This is a genomic window from Avibacterium gallinarum (assembly GCF_002921135.1).
Classification (GTDB): domain Bacteria; phylum Pseudomonadota; class Gammaproteobacteria; order Enterobacterales; family Pasteurellaceae; genus Avibacterium; species Avibacterium gallinarum.
The window spans coordinates 163165-182364 of record NZ_PQVJ01000011.1 but is presented as its reverse complement, the minus strand read 5'-3'; the positions used below and the strand labels follow the sequence as shown (position 1 = coordinate 182364).

The 19200-nt window shown below is 41.8% G+C and carries 21 protein-coding genes and 1 tRNA gene; 13 read left to right on the top strand and 9 right to left on the bottom strand.

Features of this window, described 5'->3' with window-relative positions; translation table 11 throughout:
* The first annotated feature begins 3 nt into the window (after window positions 1–3).
* On the top strand, window positions 4–1176 hold the full coding sequence (gene cgtA / locus C3007_RS04360) for an Obg family GTPase CgtA (RefSeq protein WP_103853277.1): 1173 nt from the start codon (window positions 4–6) through the stop codon (window positions 1174–1176).
* A gap of 36 nt (window positions 1177–1212) precedes the next feature.
* Here cgtA and C3007_RS04355 read toward each other — a convergent pair whose 3' ends face one another.
* Window positions 1213–2025, bottom strand: coding sequence for a hypothetical protein (locus tag C3007_RS04355; protein WP_103853276.1), 813 nt, complete (start codon window positions 2023–2025; stop codon window positions 1213–1215).
* A 145-nt stretch (window positions 2026–2170) separates the two neighbouring features.
* Here C3007_RS04355 and C3007_RS04350 point away from each other — a divergent pair, with 145 nt between their 5' ends.
* The 3 genes from C3007_RS04350 (at window position 2171) to lysC (ending at window position 5665) form a co-directional block, all read left to right on the top strand.
* Window positions 2171–2842: a trimeric intracellular cation channel family protein gene (locus tag C3007_RS04350; protein WP_103853275.1), complete on the top strand. Its 672-nt coding sequence runs from the start codon at window positions 2171–2173 to the stop codon at window positions 2840–2842.
* Between the two features lie 21 nt (window positions 2843–2863).
* Window positions 2864–4120, top strand: a complete 1257-nt coding sequence (gene proA / locus C3007_RS04345) for a glutamate-5-semialdehyde dehydrogenase (protein WP_103853274.1) — start codon at window positions 2864–2866, stop codon at window positions 4118–4120.
* A 186-nt stretch (window positions 4121–4306) separates the two neighbouring features.
* Window positions 4307–5665: a lysine-sensitive aspartokinase 3 gene (gene lysC, locus C3007_RS04340; RefSeq protein WP_103853273.1), complete on the top strand. Its 1359-nt coding sequence runs from the start codon at window positions 4307–4309 to the stop codon at window positions 5663–5665.
* Window positions 5666–5760: 95 nt separating this feature from the next.
* Here the strand turns inward: lysC and rapZ are convergent, their stop codons facing one another.
* Genes rapZ through lptC form a run of 5 tightly spaced genes read right to left on the bottom strand, consistent with a single transcriptional unit; the run spans window position 5761 to window position 9008 of the window.
* Window positions 5761–6606 (bottom strand): RNase adapter RapZ, encoded by an 846-nt coding sequence (gene rapZ / locus C3007_RS04335; protein WP_103853272.1) that lies wholly within the window; start codon window positions 6604–6606, stop codon window positions 5761–5763.
* A gap of 25 nt (window positions 6607–6631) precedes the next feature.
* A complete protein-coding gene (gene ptsN / locus C3007_RS04330; protein ID WP_103853271.1) occupies window positions 6632–7201 on the bottom strand; it encodes a PTS IIA-like nitrogen regulatory protein PtsN in 570 nt (189 codons plus the stop codon).
* Between the two features lie 3 nt (window positions 7202–7204).
* Window positions 7205–7930, bottom strand: coding sequence for an LPS export ABC transporter ATP-binding protein (gene lptB, locus C3007_RS04325; protein WP_103853270.1), 726 nt, complete (start codon window positions 7928–7930; stop codon window positions 7205–7207).
* Window positions 7931–7939: 9 nt separating this feature from the next.
* The gene (gene lptA, locus C3007_RS04320; protein WP_103853269.1) at window positions 7940–8452 is read right to left on the bottom strand and encodes a lipopolysaccharide transport periplasmic protein LptA; all 513 of its coding nucleotides are present in this window, start codon (window positions 8450–8452) and stop codon (window positions 7940–7942) included.
* Entirely contained in the window at window positions 8436–9008 is a 573-nt protein-coding gene (gene lptC, locus C3007_RS04315; protein WP_103853268.1) for an LPS export ABC transporter periplasmic protein LptC, read from the bottom strand. The genes lptA and lptC overlap by 17 nt, the downstream gene beginning before the upstream one ends.
* A 231-nt stretch (window positions 9009–9239) precedes the next feature.
* On the opposite strand from lptC, the gene mlaF reads away from it, so the two are divergent.
* The 7 genes from mlaF to murA all read left to right on the top strand — a co-directional run bounded on the left by mlaF (window position 9240) and on the right by murA (window position 13982).
* Window positions 9240–10040, top strand: coding sequence for a phospholipid ABC transporter ATP-binding protein MlaF (gene mlaF, locus C3007_RS04310; RefSeq protein ID WP_103853267.1), 801 nt, complete (start codon window positions 9240–9242; stop codon window positions 10038–10040).
* Window positions 10030–10815 (top strand): lipid asymmetry maintenance ABC transporter permease subunit MlaE, encoded by a 786-nt coding sequence (mlaE, locus tag C3007_RS04305; RefSeq protein WP_103853266.1) that lies wholly within the window; start codon window positions 10030–10032, stop codon window positions 10813–10815. The genes mlaF and mlaE overlap by 11 nt, the downstream gene beginning before the upstream one ends.
* Before the next feature lie 79 nt (window positions 10816–10894).
* Window positions 10895–11398: an outer membrane lipid asymmetry maintenance protein MlaD gene (gene mlaD, locus C3007_RS04300; RefSeq protein WP_103853265.1), complete on the top strand. Its 504-nt coding sequence runs from the start codon at window positions 10895–10897 to the stop codon at window positions 11396–11398.
* A gap of 28 nt (window positions 11399–11426) precedes the next feature.
* Entirely contained in the window at window positions 11427–12065 is a 639-nt protein-coding gene (gene mlaC / locus C3007_RS04295; RefSeq protein ID WP_103853264.1) for a phospholipid-binding protein MlaC, read from the top strand.
* A 3-nt stretch (window positions 12066–12068) separates the two neighbouring features.
* A complete protein-coding gene (locus C3007_RS04290) occupies window positions 12069–12431 on the top strand; it encodes an STAS domain-containing protein (protein WP_103853263.1) in 363 nt (120 codons plus the stop codon).
* Entirely contained in the window at window positions 12431–12688 is a 258-nt protein-coding gene (locus C3007_RS04285; protein WP_103853262.1) for a BolA family protein, read from the top strand. The genes C3007_RS04290 and C3007_RS04285 overlap by 1 nt, the downstream gene beginning before the upstream one ends.
* Window positions 12689–12704: 16 nt before the next feature.
* Window positions 12705–13982, top strand: a complete 1278-nt coding sequence (murA, locus tag C3007_RS04280) for a UDP-N-acetylglucosamine 1-carboxyvinyltransferase (RefSeq protein WP_103853261.1) — start codon at window positions 12705–12707, stop codon at window positions 13980–13982.
* Between the two features lie 95 nt (window positions 13983–14077).
* On the opposite strand, the gene ushA is transcribed toward murA, so the two are convergent.
* Window positions 14078–15736, bottom strand: coding sequence for a bifunctional UDP-sugar hydrolase/5'-nucleotidase UshA (gene ushA / locus C3007_RS04275; RefSeq protein WP_103853260.1), 1659 nt, complete (start codon window positions 15734–15736; stop codon window positions 14078–14080).
* A gap of 210 nt (window positions 15737–15946) precedes the next feature.
* A complete protein-coding gene (gene fbp, locus C3007_RS04270; protein WP_103853259.1) occupies window positions 15947–16948 on the bottom strand; it encodes a class 1 fructose-bisphosphatase in 1002 nt (333 codons plus the stop codon).
* Between the two features lie 148 nt (window positions 16949–17096).
* Here fbp and mpl point away from each other — a divergent pair, with 148 nt between their 5' ends.
* Together mpl and C3007_RS04260 are read left to right on the top strand one after the other, a co-directional pair.
* Window positions 17097–18461: a UDP-N-acetylmuramate:L-alanyl-gamma-D-glutamyl-meso-diaminopimelate ligase gene (mpl, locus tag C3007_RS04265; RefSeq protein ID WP_103853258.1), complete on the top strand. Its 1365-nt coding sequence runs from the start codon at window positions 17097–17099 to the stop codon at window positions 18459–18461.
* A gap of 180 nt (window positions 18462–18641) precedes the next feature.
* On the top strand, window positions 18642–18851 hold the full coding sequence (locus tag C3007_RS04260; protein ID WP_103853257.1) for a cold-shock protein: 210 nt from the start codon (window positions 18642–18644) through the stop codon (window positions 18849–18851).
* A gap of 129 nt (window positions 18852–18980) precedes the next feature.
* Here the strand turns inward: C3007_RS04260 and C3007_RS04255 are convergent.
* Window positions 18981–19057, bottom strand: a tRNA-Met gene (locus tag C3007_RS04255).
* Window positions 19058–19200 lie beyond the last annotated feature (143 nt).

The window sequence follows — 19200 nt, the reverse complement described above, 5'->3', positions numbered from 1 at the left end:
AAAATGAAGTTTATTGATGAAGCCTTGATTCGCGTTGAGGCTGGTGATGGCGGAAACGGCTGTGTTAGCTTCCGTCGCGAAAAATTTATCCCAAAAGGTGGGCCTGATGGCGGTGATGGCGGTGATGGTGGCGACGTGTATCTTGTTGCCGATGAAAACCTTAACACTCTGATCGACTACCGTTTTGAAAAACGTTTTGCCGCAGGACGTGGTGAAAATGGTCGCAGCTCAGACTGCACAGGGCGTCGTGGTAAAGACATCACACTAAGAGTGCCAGTAGGAACGCGTGCGATTGATAACGACACCAAAGAAATCCTCGGGGATTTAACCAAACACGGTGCCAAAATGCTGATTGCCAAAGGTGGCTATCACGGTTTAGGCAACACCCGTTTTAAATCTTCAGTAAACCGTGCGCCACGGCAAAAAACCAACGGCACGCCCGGGGAAAAACGCGATCTGTTATTAGAATTAATGCTACTCGCAGACGTAGGAATGTTAGGCTTACCAAATGCTGGTAAATCCACCTTTATCCGTGCGGTTTCTGCGGCGAAGCCAAAAGTGGCAGACTACCCTTTCACCACCTTAGTGCCAAGTTTAGGGGTAGCTCGCGTAGGTGAAAATCGCAGCTTTGTGGTGGCAGATATTCCAGGGCTGATTGAAGGCGCGGCAGAAGGGGCAGGATTAGGTATCCGCTTCTTAAAACACTTGGAGCGTTGCCGAGTACTGCTTCACCTTGTGGACATCAATCCAATTGATGGTAGCGATCCTGCGGATAACATTGCCATCATTGAAAGCGAGCTTTTCCAATATAGCGAAAAACTTGCCGAGAAAACCCAATGGCTGGTGTTTAACAAAATCGACACGATGTCTGATGAAGAAGCACACGAACGTGTCAAAGAAATCGTTGAGCGCGTGGGCTGGGAAGGGGATTATTATTTAATTTCCGCTGCTACGGGTAAAAATGTTGAACCACTTTGCCATGATATTATGGACTATCTCGATGCCCACCCAAGGGAAGATGAGAAAGAGCCTGAAAATCCAGAAGAAGTGAAATTCAAGTGGGACGATTATCACCAAGAACAATTGGCTGAACATCAATTTGATGATGAAGATGACGATTGGGACGATTGGTCAGATGAAGATGATGAAGGTGTAGAAATTATTTATAAACCATAACAATAAGGGCAGAATTTTCTGCCCTATTTTTTATCTTTATCCAGCAATCAAACTAAAATTCGCCCAAATAGGCAAACTCAAAGCGATGAAAAAGAGCAATGATAACGTTGGATAACTCAATTTAGTTTTCGTCAAAATCGGCAATGCAATGATTGCCACTAATACTAAATGCAGGAAGAAATAAAGTCCCAAGGCAAATTCGTTATAAAAAACCACCGCACTTTGATGTGCAAGGTAAATTAATACCGTGGATAAAATGCCATTGAATAATAAGAAAATCATCATCATAAGGGGCAATAAGGCAATGAAACCTTGCAAGCGGTTTTTCGCAATCACCAAAAAGAGATTTGCCAGAATCACGCCCATAAAGAGTTGCCCGAAGAAATTGTAAGGCAGTAAAGCAAGCCAAGGGAGTTGTAGAAAAATCAAGGAATAAACGACCACGCCAAGCCCACCTAACAATGCACCCAATAATAAAATAGATTGACGTAATTGCGTATCTGTAGGCTGAAACCAAATGGCCAGCGAAAGCCCAATACCGCACAGGCTCACCATATCCGTCAGCACATAATGATAATTTGAGAATAAACTTAACAGTAACCAAAATCCCCAATAAACGAACAAATAGCCATTGACCTTGACTAAACGTCCCCGTTGCCCGTTACAAATTTGTCCTTTATGAAACACCAGTACACATAATAATTGCGCAACAAGCACCGCTAAGCTCAAATGAGAAATGGCCTTGGGTTGCCCTTGCAAATATAATGCAAAGCTATCCACCAAAATTAACAAACAAAGTGGAATGGCGCTTAACATAAAGGTGAAAGATTTAGATTGGCTTTCTGACATAATTTTTCCTTTTTATCCAAATAGGTGGCACATTATGCAGAAATTTAAAAGTGCGGTCAAAAATCTATGAATTTTTCTCCTTGTTATAGGGCATATTCCCCCCTAAAATAATAAAAATTTTCACCGCACTTTAATGAAGGGATCTATGCTACTGAGCATTTTGTATATTGTAGGCATCACCGCCGAAGCGATAACAGGGGCATTAGCCGCAGGACGTGAAAAAATGGATATTTTCGGCGTGATTATCATCGCCTCAATGACCGCCATTGGCGGCGGCTCAGTGCGTGATGTGCTGCTTGGGCATTATCCCCTTGGCTTGGTGAAAAATCCTCATTATTTTATTATTGTTGCCAGCGCTGCGGTGCTAACGGTGGTGATTGCGCCGTTCATTCGCCATTTTATGCGCTATTTTCGTACCATTTTCTTAGTGCTAGATGCCTTAGGGCTTATTGTGTTTTCCATTATCGGCACGCAGATCGCGTTAGATATGGGACATAGTTTTATTATTGCGATTATCGCAGCAATTATCACTGGCGCATTTGGTGGCGTATTGCGAGATTTACTGTGCAACCGCATTCCTCTTGTCTTCCAAAAAGAGCTATATGCCAGTGTTGCATTGCTGGCGGCAAGTATTTATATTGGCTTGCTCCAGTTGAATATTAATCACAATATCGTGATCGTGGTAACCCTCGCTTGCGGTTTTACTATTCGCTTGCTTGCGATTCGTTTTGAATGGCATTTGCCAGTGTTTGATTATCAAGAACAGGAAATTGCCGAAAAGCAAGCCGATGACAAACTGCCGAAAAAAATCAAATAAAAATTAAAATAAGGATAAACAATGACGAATTTAGTAGAAATGGGTAAACAAGCCAAACAAGCGGCTTTTGTGTTGGCGCAATGTAGTGAGAAAGAAAAAAATCACGCGCTTCAATGTATCGCTGAGCAATTAGAACAACAAGCCGATCGCATTTTGGCTGAAAATGAAAAAGATATTCAAGCCGCTCAACAAAATGGTTTGTCGGAAGCCTTGATTGATCGTCTATTGCTCACGCCTGATCGGTTACACGCCATTGCCCAAGACGTTCGGCATATTATATCCCTGCCCGATCCTGTGGGTAAAATCATTGACGGCGGCACACTAGACAGCGGACTAAAAATTGAACGTGTGCGCGTGCCTTTAGGGGTGGTGGCAACCATTTATGAAGCGCGACCAAACGTAACCATTGATGTTGCCAGCCTATGCTTAAAAACAGGCAATGCAGTGATTTTACGTGGCGGCAAGGAAACGCAACATTCCAACAAAATTTTAGTCGAAGTGGTGCAACAAGCCTTATTACAAGCCAATTTACCACCTAATGCCGTACAAGCGATCACCGATCCAAATCGCGATCTGGTGATGCAATTAATGAAATTAGATCGCTATGTAGATATGCTTATCCCAAGAGGCGGCGCGGGCTTACACCAGCTTTGTAAAGAAAATTCCACCATTCCCGTGATCGTTGGGGGCGTGGGCGTATGCCATACCTTCGTGGAAGAAAGTGCCGATTTAAAGCGTGCATTAGCGGTGATTAGCAACGCCAAAACGCAGCGCCCAAGCACTTGTAATACTCTTGAAACCTTGTTAGTGCAAGAAAGCATTGCCGCGAAATTTTTGCCAATGTTGACGAAATTTAGCCAATCAAAAATAAAATTTCACGCAGATTTCCTCGCACATTTTATTTTAAGCAATGCAGGCGCGCAAGTTGTGCCATTGCAAGAGCAGGATTTACAACAAGAATGGGGTTCGCCTGATCTCAACGTGGTGATTGTTAAAGATATTGATGAAGCGGTGGCCTTTATTAATCAATATGGTACGCAACATTCTGATGCGATCTTAACCAGCTCGCAACCTCTTGCGCAACAGTTTATCAATCAAGTGGACAGCGCAGCGGTGTATGTCAATGCCAGTACACGCTTTACCGATGGCGGACAATTTGGCTTAGGGGCAGAAGTGGCAGTGAGTACACAAAAACTCCATTCCCGCGGGCCAATGGGATTAGAAGCGCTAACATCTTACAAATGGGTGGGCGTGGGCGATTATTTAGCGCGCCCTTAATCCTTTAGTGATAAATTGAAAATTATTCGATTATTCGGGCTAAAATTTTATAATATCAAAACGTCATTTTAAAAATGGCGTTTTTTATTTAATTTTATAAAATAATATTTGACAATGTTTAATGAAATCGTTATTTCTAGGGCATTCTAATACAACATCATTGATTTTTTATAGGAAGGTAAAACTATGTCAACTCTCTCTGTGGCAAAATTCGGTGGAACTAGCGTTGCAAATCATAGCGCAATGAGCGCTTGTGCAAATATTGTAACCGCTGATCCTAATACGCGTGTGGTGGTGCTTTCGGCCTCGGCAGGTATCACCAATTTATTGGTTGCGCTTGCTAATGGTAAGAACGCAGAAGAACGCGCGAAACTCATCGCAGAAGTGCGTCAAATTGAAGAAGCGATTTTAGCTGAACTTAAAGACGACAGCGAAGTGCGGGCAAAAATTGAAGAAATTTTAAAGCATATCGAAAGCTTGGCTGATGCCGCAAGCGTGGCCGCTTCACCCGCTTTAACAGACGAATTGATCTGCCAAGGGGAAATGATGTCCACCTTGCTTTTTGTTCAAGTGTTAAAAGAGCTTGGTGCCAAAGCCGTTTGGGTGGACGTGCGTACCATTGTGGCAACCAATAGCCATTTCGGTAAAGCCGCGCCAGATGACGAGCAAACGCAGAAAAATAGCGATGCGCTATTAAAACCGATTCTTGCTCAAGATAACGACACAATGATTATCACGCAAGGCTTTATTGGACGCGATCCACAAGGCAAAACCACCACCTTAGGGCGTGGCGGTAGTGACTATTCTGCAGCACTTTTAGCCGAAGTGTTAAACGCCAAAGACGTGTTAATTTGGACGGACGTAGCGGGTATTTACACCACCGATCCACGCATTGTGCCAGCAGCGCAACGCATTGACACAATGAGCTTTGCGGAAGCCGCAGAAATGGCAACCTTCGGGGCGAAAGTGTTACACCCTGCAACCTTGCTTCCAGCGGTTCGCAGCAATATCCCTGTGTTCGTAGGCTCAAGCAAAGCCCCACAAGACGGCGGTACTTGGGTAACCAAAGATCCACAACCACGTCCAACCTTCCGCGCTATTGCATTACGCCGCGATCAAACTTTGGTAACGCTTTCCAGCTTAAGTATGCTACACGCGCAAGGTTTCTTGGCCAATGTGTTCAACATTTTAGCGAAACACAAAATCTCTGTGGATACTATCACCACTTCCGAAGTAAGCGTAGCACTCACCTTAGACAAAACAGGCTCTGCTTCATCAGGCGCGGAAATGCTCTCGCCAGAATTGCTTGCGGAATTAAGAGAAGTATCTAGTGTGAAAGTGGATACAGGTTTATCTTTAGTGGCATTGGTGGGTAATGATCTGCATATCACCGCAGGTATCGCAAAACAAATTTTCGATACCCTAGAAGGCTACAACGTACGAATGATCAGCTACGGCGCAAGCACCAACAACATCTGTATGTTAGTCCAAAGCGAACAAGCTGATGATGTGGTCAGAGCATTGCATTTGAATTTGTTTGAATAATACAAAAAATAAGGCGGAAATTTTTCCGCCTTTTTAGTTTCAACTAAAATTACCTTTGCCGTTCGGCAAACTAAGATCATTGAATTACATTTTCTTTAAACTTCCAATGATTTATGCTGAATTAAAACATTTTCCCCTTTGGCTTGGAAATATTCACCGATTTGTTGGGCAATGTAAACGGAGCGGTGTTTGCCACCGGTGCAGCCAATGGCGATGGTAAGATAGCTGCGGTTATTTTGTTTTAACATTGGCAGCCAAGTTTCAATGTAATTGCGGGTGAGATAAATAAAGTGGTTCACTTCATTATGCTTGTTGAGAAAATCCATTACAGGCTGTTCTAACCCGGTCATAGGGCGTAGTTCGGGATTCCAGTGAGGATTAGGCAGAAAACGCACATCAAACACATAGTCTGCATCGAGCGGAATGCCATATTTAAAACCAAAAGATTCAACAATAATTTTTAATTCTTTTTGTGTATGCCCGAGTAAAAATTCACGCAGGCGTTCTGCCAATTCGTGCGTGGAAAGATGGGTGGTGTCAATAATTAAATTGGCGGCATCAATCAGTGGGGTGAGATATTGCTGTTCCGCATCAATGGCCGCTTCAAGGGAAAGGGAATCAACAGAAAGCGGGTGCAGACGGCGAGAATCACTATAACGTTTGATTAGCGCATTGCGTTCACTATCTAGGAAAATAATTTTTACCTGATGATGTTGTTGCAGCTGTTCAAGGCTGTGTTCCAGTTCTGCGTTTGAAGAAGGAAGATTGCGAATATCAATGCTAATGGCCACAGAGGATTGTTTTTTCGCCAGAATCGTTGCCAGCTCAGGCAGCAGGGTAACGGGAAGATTATCCACACAATAGTAGCCAATGTCTTCTAAGGCACGCAAGGCAACGGATTTTCCTGCACCAGAACGTCCGCTAATAATGATGATTTCCATCTGATTTCCCCCTGAATGATTGTTACTATTCTTTTTCTACCGCTTGCTCATTCTGTGTATTTTCTTGTTCGGCTTTTGGCTCGCTTTCTTGTCCGCTTTGCTGCTCAGCGTCTTGTTCGTCATCAGAATGATTATCGGCATATTCAAAAATTTGCCAAATTTCCTCCGCACTTTGTGCTGCTCTTAACTGCTTGCAAAGGGATTTATCTAGCAATTTTTCTGCTAATTCAGGTAATACGGATTGAGAAAATTCGCCACAAGCTTCGGCAGGAATGAGCAAGGCAAAAATTAAATCCACATCACGGTGATCGGCGGCTTCATAATCAATCGGCGTGGCAAGTTGCAAAAACACGGCAATCGGTTTATCGCCTGTATGCAAACGCCCTTTGGGTATTGCTACGCCATTACCTAAGCCTGAATTACCAAGCTTTTCACGGTTAAATAAGCAATCAAAACTGCTGTGTTCAGGATCGTCCTCGCCGTGGATTTGATCCGCCACAATACGGCTAATGGTTTCAAAAACACGCTTTTTACTTGAGCAAACCAGTCCTTGGCGAATATTTTCAGGACTCAGTAATTGGGTAAATTTAGTCATAAGTTATAGTTTAAATTCTTCACCGAGATAAACCCGTTTCACCTGTTCGTTATTCATCACTTCTTCAGGTGTGCCTGTGGCGATCATTTTCCCTGCGCTTACAATGTAAGCACGCTCGCACACATCAAGGGTCTCACGCACATTGTGGTCGGTAATTAGCACACCTAAACCACGATCGCGCAGATCCATAATAATCTTTTTAATGTCAATCACAGAAATGGGATCGACCCCAGCAAAAGGTTCATCTAATAAAATAAATTTAGGATTGGCGGCTAACGCGCGGGCAATTTCCACACGGCGGCGTTCCCCACCTGAAAGGGATTGCCCTAGGTTATCGCGAATATGGCCAATGTTAAATTCTTCGATTAATTCTTCCGCTCTTTCACGGCGTTGTTGTGCATTGAGATCTTTACGAATTTCTAGCACCGCCATTAGGTTGTCGTACACGCTTAAACGGCGGAAAATAGACGCCTCTTGCGGCAAATAGCCCACGCCTTTTCTGGCGCGATCGTGCATTGGCAACAAGCTAATATCTTCATCATCAATGCGAATTTTGCCTTCATCTTGTTGCACCAAGCCGACAACCATATAGAACGTGGTGGTTTTGCCCGCGCCATTAGGCCCAAGCAAGCCCACAATTTCATTTGATCTCACGTTTAAACTCACATCAGAAACCACTTTGCGGCTCTTGTAGCTTTTGGCTAAATGTTCTGCATAAAGCGTTGGCATAAGGCTATCCTATTTCTTTTCACTGTTTAATTGCGCAGGAATTAATACGGTTTTAACACGAGATTTGCTTGAACCCGAGGCTTTTAGCTGTTGTTTTTTTACATCATAAGTGATTAATTGCCCTGTGATTTTGCTGTCTAGCTGTTTTAATTCTGCATTGCCCGTTAAGGTTAAAAATTCTGTGCCAAGATCGTAATGCACTTTATTCGCTTTGCCGTCCACTGGCTTGCCATCATCTAATAATTGATGAAAGGTAACAGGACGGCCATAGGCATCTACGGTTTCTTTCTTGTTGGAATTTTCAGGTGGACGCGTAATCACCACTTTATCCGCTTTAATCAAAATAGAACCTTGGGTGATCACCACGTTATCGGTAAAGGTTACCGTTTGGTTTTCCATATCCAATGATTGATTGTTGGATTCAATGTTAATCGGTTGATTGGTATCGTTTTTTAAAGCAAACGCCGACATTGAAGTCATAAGTGCGGTAAAAAATAAAAGAGATTTACTTGTTAATTTCATAGTGGGTTTTCACCTGTTCTGCTAAGGTTGCAATTTGTTGTTTTAAGTTACCAGTTAATTTGGCGCCGCTTGATGTAAAATTCAAGCCAGTAATGGTGGCCATTGTATCAGAGTGAATATCTTGCGTCTTTAAATTTACCGTAGCCCGTTCGGTATCCACGCGTTGCAGACGCGAATCGCTCAACAGACTTTGTACCAACACATTTCCTTCTAAATGTAAAAGTTCATCTTTGGTTAATTGAGCTTTGTCTGCGCGAATTTTCCAGCTTTGTGTGCCTAAATTTTCATCTTGCACGTCATATAAATAAACCAAGGGTTGCTGGAAATCCGTGTTTCCACTGTTGTTATAGTATTCCACTTTATCGGCTAGGGCGAAATATTGCTTTTCACCCGTAGGCGAAAACACGGTAGTTTGCATTTTATTGCCAATGTATTCAGGGCTATCTTCTGATTTGATTAACCCTTGCGTGTCAGAATCGCTTCCTTGCATGCTATATAGCCAAGCCAGCAGGCCTAAAGCAATCACTGATAAAATAATATTCCAACGAATATTCATAAATTAAACGATGTTCCAGATTAATGTGAAGGCGAATCATAGCATAATTTGGCAAAAGCAAGAACAATGTCGTGTAAAAGTGCGGAGATTTTTTATTAAATTTTGCGCGCGCATTGCCTTTTGGGTGCCATTGTAAAGAATGTAAAGATCGAAATGCCGTTTGACATTCTTGGCATATCTAATATGATCTGCCTTTCAATTTAAAATTAAAACAAGGCAAGTATTCGATTAATGAATCATTCTTTTGTAGAAGTAAAAAATCTCACCTTTAAGCGTGGTGAGCGTGTCATTTATGATCGCCTGAATTTACGCGTTGAACAGGGAAAAATTACCGCCATAATGGGGCCGTCAGGGATTGGAAAAACCACCTTGTTGCGTCTTATTGGTGGGCAACTTTCACCTAATAGCGGCGAAATTTTGGTCGATGGTAAGGATATTTGTCAAATGTCCCGTACGGAGCTTTATAAATTGCGTCAGCGCATCGGAATGCTCTTTCAGTCAGGCGCATTGTTTACCGATATGTCCACCTTTGATAACGTGGCGTTCCCTATTCGCGAACATACCAATTTGCCAGAACAATTAATCCGTGAAATGGTATTGATGAAGTTGCAAGCGGTGGGGTTACGCGGTGCGGCGGATTTGATGCCCTCTGAATTATCTGGCGGTATGGCAAGACGCGCAGCCTTGGCGCGCACCATTGCCCTTGACCCTGAATTAATTATGTATGATGAACCCTTTACAGGGCAAGATCCGATTAGTATGGGCGTGATTGTGAGCCTGATTAAACGCTTAAATCAAGCCTTACAGCTCACTTCTATCGTGGTTTCTCACGATGTGCAAGAAGTGCTAAGTATCGCCGATTATGCCTACATTATTGCGGATAAAAAAGTGATTGCCGAAGGAGCGCCTGCCGAATTACTCGCCAGCCAAGATCCACAAGTGCAACAGTTTATTAAAGGTGAAGCAGACGGCCCTGTGCGTTTCCATTACCCCGCAGGCGATTATGTTCAGGAGTTATTTGATGATAAGTGAGATGATTTCCGCCTTGGGGCGCAGTGCCATCAATTTTTGCAAAGGCATTGGGCGTTCAGGTTTTATGCTGTGGGGCGCATTAGTCGGACAGCCACAAATGAGAAAGCATTTTCCGTTGCTGATTAAACAGCTTTATGTGTTGGGCGTGCAATCTCTACTGATTATTATGCTTTCAGGCCTGTTTATTGGTATGGTGCTTGGGCTACAAGGCTATGTGGTGCTAGTGGATTTTTCCGCAGAAACCAGCCTTGGGCAACTGGTTGCCCTTTCCTTATTACGCGAGCTAGGCCCTGTGGTTACCGCATTATTATTTGCAGGTCGTGCAGGTTCTGCGCTAACCGCAGAAATTGGTTTGATGAAAGCCACCGAACAGCTTTCTAGCCTTGAAATGATGGCTGTTGATCCGTTGCGCCGTGTGATTTCGCCACGTTTTTGGGCTGGCGTGATTGCAATGCCAATTTTATCCATTATTTTTATCGCTATTGGCATTTGGGGCGGCTCATTGGTGGGCGTAGATTGGAAAGGTGTGGACGCAGGCAGTTTTTGGTCAGTAATGCAAAACTCAGTGAGCTGGAAAACCGATATTCTCAATGGCTTAATTAAGAGTTTATTTTTCGCCATTGCCGTGGTATGGATTGCTCTGTTTAATGGTTATGACAGCGTGCCAACTTCCGAAGGCATCAGCAAAGCTACAACCAAAACCGTGGTCAATGCTTCCCTTGTGGTACTAGGGCTAGATTTTGTTTTAACCGCGATAATGTTTGGTGGGAGTTAATCAAGCTGATTAACTGAAAAGTTTTATTTCATTAAAAAACAGCACAAAATAAAGTGCGGTGTAAATTTAAGGTATTTTTATGCGACAAACAGCAAAGTATGAATTTTGGGTAGGGTTATTTTTATTGCTTGCCATTGGCGCTTTTGTCTTTTTAGGATTAAAAGTGGCAAATGTGCAAGGCTTTAGCCAAGCAAAATCTTATCAAGTGAGTGCAACTTTTGACAATATTGGTGGACTAAAAGTGCGTGCGCCATTAAAAGTTGGCGGTGTGGTAATTGGGCGAGTAAGTGATATTGAGCTTGATCCACAAACCTATTTGCCGGTGGTGAAGATTGCAATTAATCAAGAATATAATGAAATTCCTGATAACAGCTCACTTTCAATTAAAACCTCAGGCTTATTAGGTGAACAATATATTGCGTTGAGCATTGGTTTTGATGATGGTGAAACCACCAAAATGCTCAAAGATGGCAGCAAAATTGTGGATACCAAATCTGCAATGGTGTTAGAAGATTTAGTCGGTCAATTCCTATATGGGGATAAGAATAAATCTGATGACAGCAAACCTGAAGCGCAACAATAATTTCTTTTTTCGTTTTACGGAGGAATCAATGTTAAAACAAACAATGAAAAACTGGTTAAGCAAAACTTTAGTAATTTTCACCGCACTTTTTGCGGTGCAAGCAATGGCGGACGACAGCCCTTATGGCCTAATGCAAAAGGCATCAGACAAATTGTTTAACGATATTGCGAACAGCCAAAGCCAAATTAAACAAAACCCAAATTATTTAAGAACCATTGTGCGTAAAGATTTAATGCCTTATGTACACGTTAATTATGCGGGATCATTGGTGTTAGGACAGTATTTCAAAAGTACCACGCCAGAGCAGCGTACAAAATTTTTCGCCGCCTTTGATCAATTTATTGAGCAATCTTATGCGCAAGTTTTAACCCTATATAAAAACCAAAAAATTGACATTGAAAAACCGAAAAATGTGTCTGATAACCAAATGAGCATTCGCGTAAAAGTGGTGCAAAATGGTAATGCGCAGCCAATTAATTTAACCTTCTTCTGGCGTAAAAACAGCAGAACGGGTGAATGGCAAGTGTATGATATGGCGGCTGAAGGCGTGAGTATGGTAAACACCAAAAAACAAGAATGGAGTGCAACGTTACGCAAAGACGGTATTGAAGCGCTAACTCAACAAGTGCAAAAAGCGGCAAATGTGCCTGTTACATTGGGTAAATAATCAATGCACAATACATCAGGTTTAGCACCAAGTTTAACTTGGGCATTTGAACAAAATGATGATAAGATAACGCTCCGCTTGACTGGAGCGTTATCCAGAAAAACGTTGTTGCCATTGTGGGAACAACGTTATTCTTTTTTATCTACGGATAAAATTGCGCACCAGCAACTTATTTGGGAACTTGCCGATTTAACGCGAATTGACAGTGCAGGCTTTGCCTTATTGTGTGATTTTATTCATCATTGCCAAAAGCAAGCACAGACGCAAATCATTCAAAATGCACCTGAGCAATTCCTCACATTGGCTGATCTTTTTGGGTTATCAAAATGGATTGACCCGTTTTTACAACATAGTGGAAAGAATTAATGGAAACGCAAGAAATTGAACGAATTTTAAAAGACGCACTTGGGCTTGAAGAAGTTTATGTACAAGGCGAAAATGCGCATTTTGGCGTGATTGTGATTGATGATGAAATTGCAGGGCTTTCAAGATTAAAACAGCAACAAACCATTTATGCACCGTTAATGCAATATTTTTCTTCAGGCGAAATTCACGCCTTAACCATCAAAACCTTTACCCAAGAAAAGTGGAAACGCGAGCGTTTACTTAATCCCATTAATTAATTTTTAGGACGTTGATATGCAAAAATTTCGTGTTTATGGGCAATCTCGTTTAAGCGGTGATGTCAAAATCTCAGGGGCAAAAAATGCTGCGTTGCCTATTTTATTTGCCGCAATCTTAGCCGAAGAACCTGTTACCCTAACCAATGTACCCGAGTTAAAAGATATTGAAACCACGCTAAAAATTTTGCGTCAGCTTGGTATGCAAGTAGAGCAAAAAGACGGTGGCGTGGTGTATTTAGACGGCTCAAAAATCAATCATTTCATTGCACCTTATGAATTGGTGAAAACAATGCGCGCTTCAATTTGGGCATTAGCACCGCTGGTGGCGCGTTTTCATCAAGGACAGGTTTCACTCCCTGGTGGTTGTGCCATTGGTGCGCGTCCAGTGGATTTGCATATCAGCGGTTTAGAACGTTTAGGCGCAGAAATTGTACTTGAAGATGGTTATGTCAAAGCGCATACCAATGGGCGTTTGATCGGCACACGAATTGTGATGGAAAAAGTGAGCGTGGGCGCAACCCTTTCTATTATGACTGCAGCCACCCTTGCACAGGGAACAACCATTATTGAAAATGCCGCACGCGAACCTGAAATTGTGGATACCGCCGTATTCTTAAATAAAATGGGCGCAAAAATTAGCGGAGCAGGCACAGATACTATCACTATTGAAGGGGTAGAGCGTTTAACTGGCTGCGAACACGCGGTGGTGGCCGATCGTATTGAAACTGGCACATTCCTTGTGGCAGGAGCGATTTCAGGTGGGCGTATTGTTTGCCACAACACGAAAGCAGATACTCTTGATGCGGTGATTGATAAATTGCGTGAAGCAGGGGCTGAAATTGAGATCACCGAAGATACCATCACGCTAGATATGAAAGGCAAACGTCCGAAAGCCGTGAATATTCGTACAATGCCACACCCTGGTTTTCCAACGGATATGCAAGCGCAGTTCACTCTATTAAATATGGTGGCGGAAGGCACAAGTAAAATTACCGAAACCATTTTTGAAAACCGCTTTATGCACATTCCAGAATTAATCCGTATGGGCGGAAAAGCCGAAATTGAAGGCAATACCGCGATTTGCCACGGTGTAGAAAGCCTTTCAGGTGCGGAAGTCATGGCAACGGATTTACGCGCTTCAATCAGCTTGGTGTTGGCGGGTTGTATCGCAAGTGGTGAAACCATTGTAGATCGCATTTATCATATTGATCGTGGCTATGAGCATATCGAAGATAAATTGCGTGCCTTAGGGGCGAAAATTGAGCGATTTACGGAGAAAGATACATTTGAATAAAAAACAAGGGAATATTTTGTAAGCCTTATTTTCTTCGTGATCACATTAATAAAATAGCCAGAAAATCTCTGGCTATTTTTATATCTATCACAACATTATTCTTTATAAATAATGCCTTTGTTTGCCTCAAAATCGGCGGCTTTAATTGGTGAGTGTTCTTGGAAATATTCTTTCAAACTATCTGCATCAACAAAGCCTGCATTAACATAAGTTGGGTTATCTGTAACTACAGGATAGCCATCTCCCCCAGCAGCACAATAGCTTGGTAAAGAAACTCGATACATTTTATTGAGATCGATTGGTTTTCCTTGAATTTTCACATCAGATACTTTTTTCGCTTTGCGATCTACGGTCATTGTAATGCCGTAGAATTGTGGATAAGCCCCGGAATCCACTTCTTTTAATGCCACGACATCAAGATAATTGAGCAAATCTTTTCCGTTCATCTCAAAATAACTGATGATATTACCGAAAGGTTGTACAGTTAGAATATCTTTATAGGTTACATCTCCCCCTTCAATAGAAGCACGGATACCGCCAGAATTCATAATACCGATGTCGGCTTTCACGCGTTCCGCTTGTGAGCGGGCAATCAGTTGTCCTAAGTTCGTTTGGTGGAAACGTACAATATCGCGATCGCCCACTAAACGATCATCAACTTTCCCAACGACTTGACCAAGCAATTTATCGCCTTGATCTTGATAGGTTTTAAGATGCGCAAGTAATGCTGGATCAGCTGGAATTTCTTCTTGATACAACACATATTCACTTGAGCCGTCTTCTTTTTTCACTTTCTTTTTCAAGTTAATTGGTACTAATTGATAATTTTCTAAGGTGAGCTTGCCATCTTTAAAGGTGAAATCTGCACGTCCTAAATATTTGCCCCATTCACCAGCTTGCATAATCCAAGTGTTTTTCTCAAGCAAGGGTTTACAGCTATCGCCCGGTTTAAATTTACTGTTAAATGAACCATCTTCATTTATACATAGCGTGTCGTGCGTATGTCCGCCGATAACAATATCAAATGCGCCCGCAGGCAATTCGCGTACCATTGAAACATCGCCTGGTGCGTTAGAACCGTATTTCGCATTAGGGTAAAATCCCATATGTGTAAGGGCGATTTTGAGATCGGGCTGTTCATTTTTGGCTAATTCTGCGAGCACGGTTTTTGCACTTTCCGCTGGGCGTTCAAATCTCACTGCGGACATAAATTCAGGATTTCCTAGCTTCGCTGTATCTTCTGTGGTTAGTCCAACCACTGCAATTTTTAGTCCTTGTTTGTCTAAAATCGTGTAAGGATTGACTAATAAATCCCCCGTTTTTTGATTATAAACATTCGCAGCAAGGAATGGGAATTTTGCCCATTTCTCTTGCATTTCAAGAAGTTGTAATGGATTATCAAATTCGTGATTGCCTAGCGTTAATGCCTCATAGCCCATCAAATTTAATGCTTCAATATCAGGTTTGGCATTTTGTAAATCAGACTCTGGCACACCCGTGTTGAAATCGCCTGCATTGAGCAAGATCACTGAACCACCTTTCTGTTCAACTTCCGCACGAATGCGATCAATCAAAGTTTTTTGTGCTGCTAAACCATATTCACCATTTTTATTTTGCCAGTAATGACCGTGTAAATCGTTCGTGTGAAGCAATGTGAAATGATAAGTTTGGTTGGCTTGGTAAGCGTAGCTGAAAGAAGAAATGGCTAAAAGTGATGTGAGTGTTGAGTATTTGAACAATGAGGCTAATTTCATAATCATTCTCCTAGTTGGTTAATTAGCAGATTTATTTTAGCGGAAGTTGCGCAAAAAGAGATCATTTATTTCGTAGAATGAAAAAGAAATTGCGATATTTTTAAGTGCGGTGCAATTTTTACGAATTTTTATCGTAAAAAAGCAATCGATGATCTGCCCTTAGTCTGTTATTTCTTGAGGGCAGAACATAGACTATGCCTTTATTTTTCCTTAGCTGAGTTCACGCATAAACGCTTGTGCTTTTTCTACCATTTCTTTTGAGCCAACAAAGAGTGGTGAGCGTTGGTGTAATTCCGTTGGTTGCAGATCTAAAATGCGTTGATAGCCATCGGTGGCAAGGCCGCCTGCTTGTTCCGCTAAAAATGCCATTGGGTTGCCTTCATAAAGCAGGCGAAGTTTGCCATTTGGATAATTTGTGGCGCTTGGATAAATATAAATACCGCCTTTCAATAAATTGCGGTGGAAATCAGAAACCAATGAGCCAATATAACGCGATGTATAAGGGCGTTGAGTGGCTTTGTCTTCCTCTTGGCAGTATTTAATGTATTTTTTCACCCCTAATGGGAATTTGAGATATTGCCCTTCGTTAATGGAATAAATTTTGCCGCTTGCTGGCATTTGGATATTTTCGTGCGAAAGGCAGAATACGCCTAAGGAAGGATCGTAAGTAAAGCCGTTTACCCCATTCCCCGTGGTGTAAACTAACATTGTTGATGAGCCATAAACAATATAACCTGCTGCCACTTGGCGATGTCCTGGTTGTAAAAAATCTTCCAAGGTTACTGGCGTGCCGATAGGGGAAACACGGCGGTAAATAGAAAAAATCGTGCCAACGGCAACATTCACATCAATATTTGATGAGCCGTCTAAGGGATCGGTTAAAATTACATATTTCGCATTGCGTCCGCGTTCGGTGTCAAAGGCAACAAAGTTTTCTTCTTCTTCGGAAGCAAATCCTGCCACTTCTTCGCGTGCAATGAGGGCTTGTTTCATTGTGTTGTGAGCAAATAAATCTAACTTCATTTGCTCTTCACCTTGCACATTTTCTACGCCAGAGTTACCAATAATGTTATTGGTTAGCCCAGCTTTGTTAATATCACGGTGGATTACTTTCGCCACTAAGCGAATAGAAGAAAGAATGCCTGAAAGTTCGCCTTTTGCATTGGGATATTCCGCTTGTTTTTCAACAATAAATTGCCCTAACGTTTTCATAATTTATCCTTATTTTTGAATGAATACATTGTACAGTTTGAAAGAGTTGATTTATTATAGCTAGCCTTTGAACAAGAGAAATAATCTCCTACTGAGTTTGTGATCTCAGGCACATTTTATTTTCGTTTTTTGTATAAGAGATAAAAAAATGACACAAAAACATATTCATATTCTTGGAATTTGCGGCACGTTTATGGGTGGTGTGGCGATTATTGCCAAACAGATGGGATATAAAGTAACGGGATCGGATGTTAATGTATATCCGCCAATGAGTACTTTTTTACAGGAAAACCAAATTGAAATTATCCCGAATTATGATCCAGCTCAGCTTGATCCAGAGCCAGATTTGGTGTTAATTGGTAATGCAATGAAGCGTGGCAATCCTTGCGTGGAATATGTGCTTGAGAAGGGGTTACCTTATACCTCAGGGCCACAGTGGTTGCACGATAATTTATTGCGTGATTGTTGGGTGCTGGCGGTTTCTGGCACGCATGGGAAAACCACCACAACAGGTATGCTCAGCTGGATTTTAGAGAAAAATGGACTAAACCCCGGCTTTTTAATCGGTGGCATTGCGGGCAATTTTGGTACATCTGCCCGTTTAGGTGAAAGCCCATTTTTTGTGATTGAAGCCGATGAATATGACACCGCATTTTTTGATAAACGCTCAAAATTTATTCACTACAATCCAAAAACTTTGATTATCAATAACATTGGTTTTGATCACGCGGATATTTTCGATGATCTCAAAGCAATCCAGCGCCAATTTCATCATATGATCCGCACTATTCCTGCAAGTGGACGCATTTTATCTTTCGCCAATGAACAAAGTGTAAAAGAAACCTTAGAAATGGGCTGTTGGTCTGAACAGCAATTCTTGGGAGAAGGGCAGGAATGGTATGCCGAACGCATCACCAATGATTGTACTGAGTTTTCTGTATATCACTTTGGCGAAAAAGTAGCAAAAGTGAAATGGAATATTGTGGGACAACATAATATGCACAACGCATTAATGGCTATTGCGGCGGCATATCACGCAGGCGTGTCGATTGAAAATGCCTGTGCCGCGTTAGGTAGTTTCATTAATGCAAAACGCCGTTTAGAGCTAAAAGGCGAAGTGAATGGCATTAGCGTGTATGATGATTTTGCCCATCACCCTGCAGAAATTCTCGCAACTTTAACCGCACTTCGCGATAAAGTGGGCGGCGGTGTACGCATTCTTGCGGTGTTAGAACCTCGTTCCAACACAATGAAAATGGGCGTTCATAAAGATGAGCTAGCGCCAGCACTGGCACGCGCTGATCACATCTTTTTATTACAGCCAGACAACATTCCGTGGGACGTGGTGGAAATTGCAAACCAATGCGTACAACCAGCCAGCTGGACAGCAAATTTAGATAAATTAGTGGATATGATTGTGGCAGAAGCCAAACCAAGCGACCACATTTTAGTGATGTCAAATGGCAGTTTTGGTGGTATTCATCAAAAATTACTTGATAAATTAGCTAATTAAAAAATAAATGGGATTTATTGAAAATAAAAGGTGCTATTTTAGCTATATGCTGTTACTATGGCTTTGCTTTTTAAGCAGTAGAGATAACAATCAATAATCTGTGGCTATATTTAAAGTTTTTTATTTTATCATCATAATATTATTGCGTTATCTAAGATTAGATTTAACTTAGGATTTACAATGTCTAAAAATAATGGAACCGTTAAATGGTTTAACGAAACAAAAGGGTTTGGTTTTTTACAATCAGAAGGTGGAGAAGAAGTGTTTGTACATTTCTCAGCAATTCAATCTAAAGGATTCCGCACCTTAAAAGAAGGTCAAGCCGTGGAGTTTGATATTATTGATGATAAAAGAGGAAAAAAAGCAGAAAACGTAATGATTTTAGCTTAATTCTTTTTACTAAAACACCGCAACGAAAGTGCGGTGTTTTTTTATGGAAAATATTCTAAATAATCTTGATCAGAAGAATAAGGAAAAAGACAAATAAAAAACCGCCGATAAAATCGGCGGTTAGAAATCTGGTTGCGGGGGCTGGATTTGAACCAACGACCTTCGGGTTATGAGCCCGACGAGCTACCAAGCTGCTCCACCCCGCGTCTGTGGGGGCGTACTATACGCCGTTTTATTTTTAATGCAAGCCTTAATCCTAAAAAAATGATTTAACTGATAGAAAAATCGGCAATTTGCTGAGTTTCAAGGCAAAATGCACAAAATTTCCACCGCACTTTTCTTGATCTAA

Excerpts from the sequence above, each read along its gene's own strand:
- cgtA (WP_103853277.1), top strand. The coding sequence starts at position 4 with ATGAAGTTTATTGATGAAGCCTTGATTCGCGTTGAGGCTGGTGATGGC.
- C3007_RS04355 (WP_103853276.1), bottom strand. The coding sequence starts at position 2,025 with ATGTCAGAAAGCCAATCTAAATCTTTCACCTTTATGTTAAGCGCCATT.
- C3007_RS04350 (WP_103853275.1), top strand. The coding sequence starts at position 2,171 with ATGCTACTGAGCATTTTGTATATTGTAGGCATCACCGCCGAAGCGATA.
- proA (WP_103853274.1), top strand. The coding sequence starts at position 2,864 with ATGACGAATTTAGTAGAAATGGGTAAACAAGCCAAACAAGCGGCTTTT.
- lysC (WP_103853273.1), top strand. The coding sequence starts at position 4,307 with ATGTCAACTCTCTCTGTGGCAAAATTCGGTGGAACTAGCGTTGCAAAT.
- rapZ (WP_103853272.1), bottom strand. The coding sequence starts at position 6,606 with ATGGAAATCATCATTATTAGCGGACGTTCTGGTGCAGGAAAATCCGTT.
- ptsN (WP_103853271.1), bottom strand. The coding sequence starts at position 7,201 with ATGACTAAATTTACCCAATTACTGAGTCCTGAAAATATTCGCCAAGGA.
- lptB (WP_103853270.1), bottom strand. The coding sequence starts at position 7,930 with ATGCCAACGCTTTATGCAGAACATTTAGCCAAAAGCTACAAGAGCCGC.
- lptA (WP_103853269.1), bottom strand. The coding sequence starts at position 8,452 with ATGAAATTAACAAGTAAATCTCTTTTATTTTTTACCGCACTTATGACT.
- lptC (WP_103853268.1), bottom strand. The coding sequence starts at position 9,008 with ATGAATATTCGTTGGAATATTATTTTATCAGTGATTGCTTTAGGCCTG.
- mlaF (WP_103853267.1), top strand. The coding sequence starts at position 9,240 with ATGAATCATTCTTTTGTAGAAGTAAAAAATCTCACCTTTAAGCGTGGT.
- mlaE (WP_103853266.1), top strand. The coding sequence starts at position 10,030 with ATGATAAGTGAGATGATTTCCGCCTTGGGGCGCAGTGCCATCAATTTT.
- mlaD (WP_103853265.1), top strand. The coding sequence starts at position 10,895 with ATGCGACAAACAGCAAAGTATGAATTTTGGGTAGGGTTATTTTTATTG.
- mlaC (WP_103853264.1), top strand. The coding sequence starts at position 11,427 with ATGTTAAAACAAACAATGAAAAACTGGTTAAGCAAAACTTTAGTAATT.
- C3007_RS04290 (WP_103853263.1), top strand. The coding sequence starts at position 12,069 with ATGCACAATACATCAGGTTTAGCACCAAGTTTAACTTGGGCATTTGAA.
- C3007_RS04285 (WP_103853262.1), top strand. The coding sequence starts at position 12,431 with ATGGAAACGCAAGAAATTGAACGAATTTTAAAAGACGCACTTGGGCTT.
- murA (WP_103853261.1), top strand. The coding sequence starts at position 12,705 with ATGCAAAAATTTCGTGTTTATGGGCAATCTCGTTTAAGCGGTGATGTC.
- ushA (WP_103853260.1), bottom strand. The coding sequence starts at position 15,736 with ATGAAATTAGCCTCATTGTTCAAATACTCAACACTCACATCACTTTTA.
- fbp (WP_103853259.1), bottom strand. The coding sequence starts at position 16,948 with ATGAAAACGTTAGGGCAATTTATTGTTGAAAAACAAGCGGAATATCCC.
- mpl (WP_103853258.1), top strand. The coding sequence starts at position 17,097 with ATGACACAAAAACATATTCATATTCTTGGAATTTGCGGCACGTTTATG.
- C3007_RS04260 (WP_103853257.1), top strand. The coding sequence starts at position 18,642 with ATGTCTAAAAATAATGGAACCGTTAAATGGTTTAACGAAACAAAAGGG.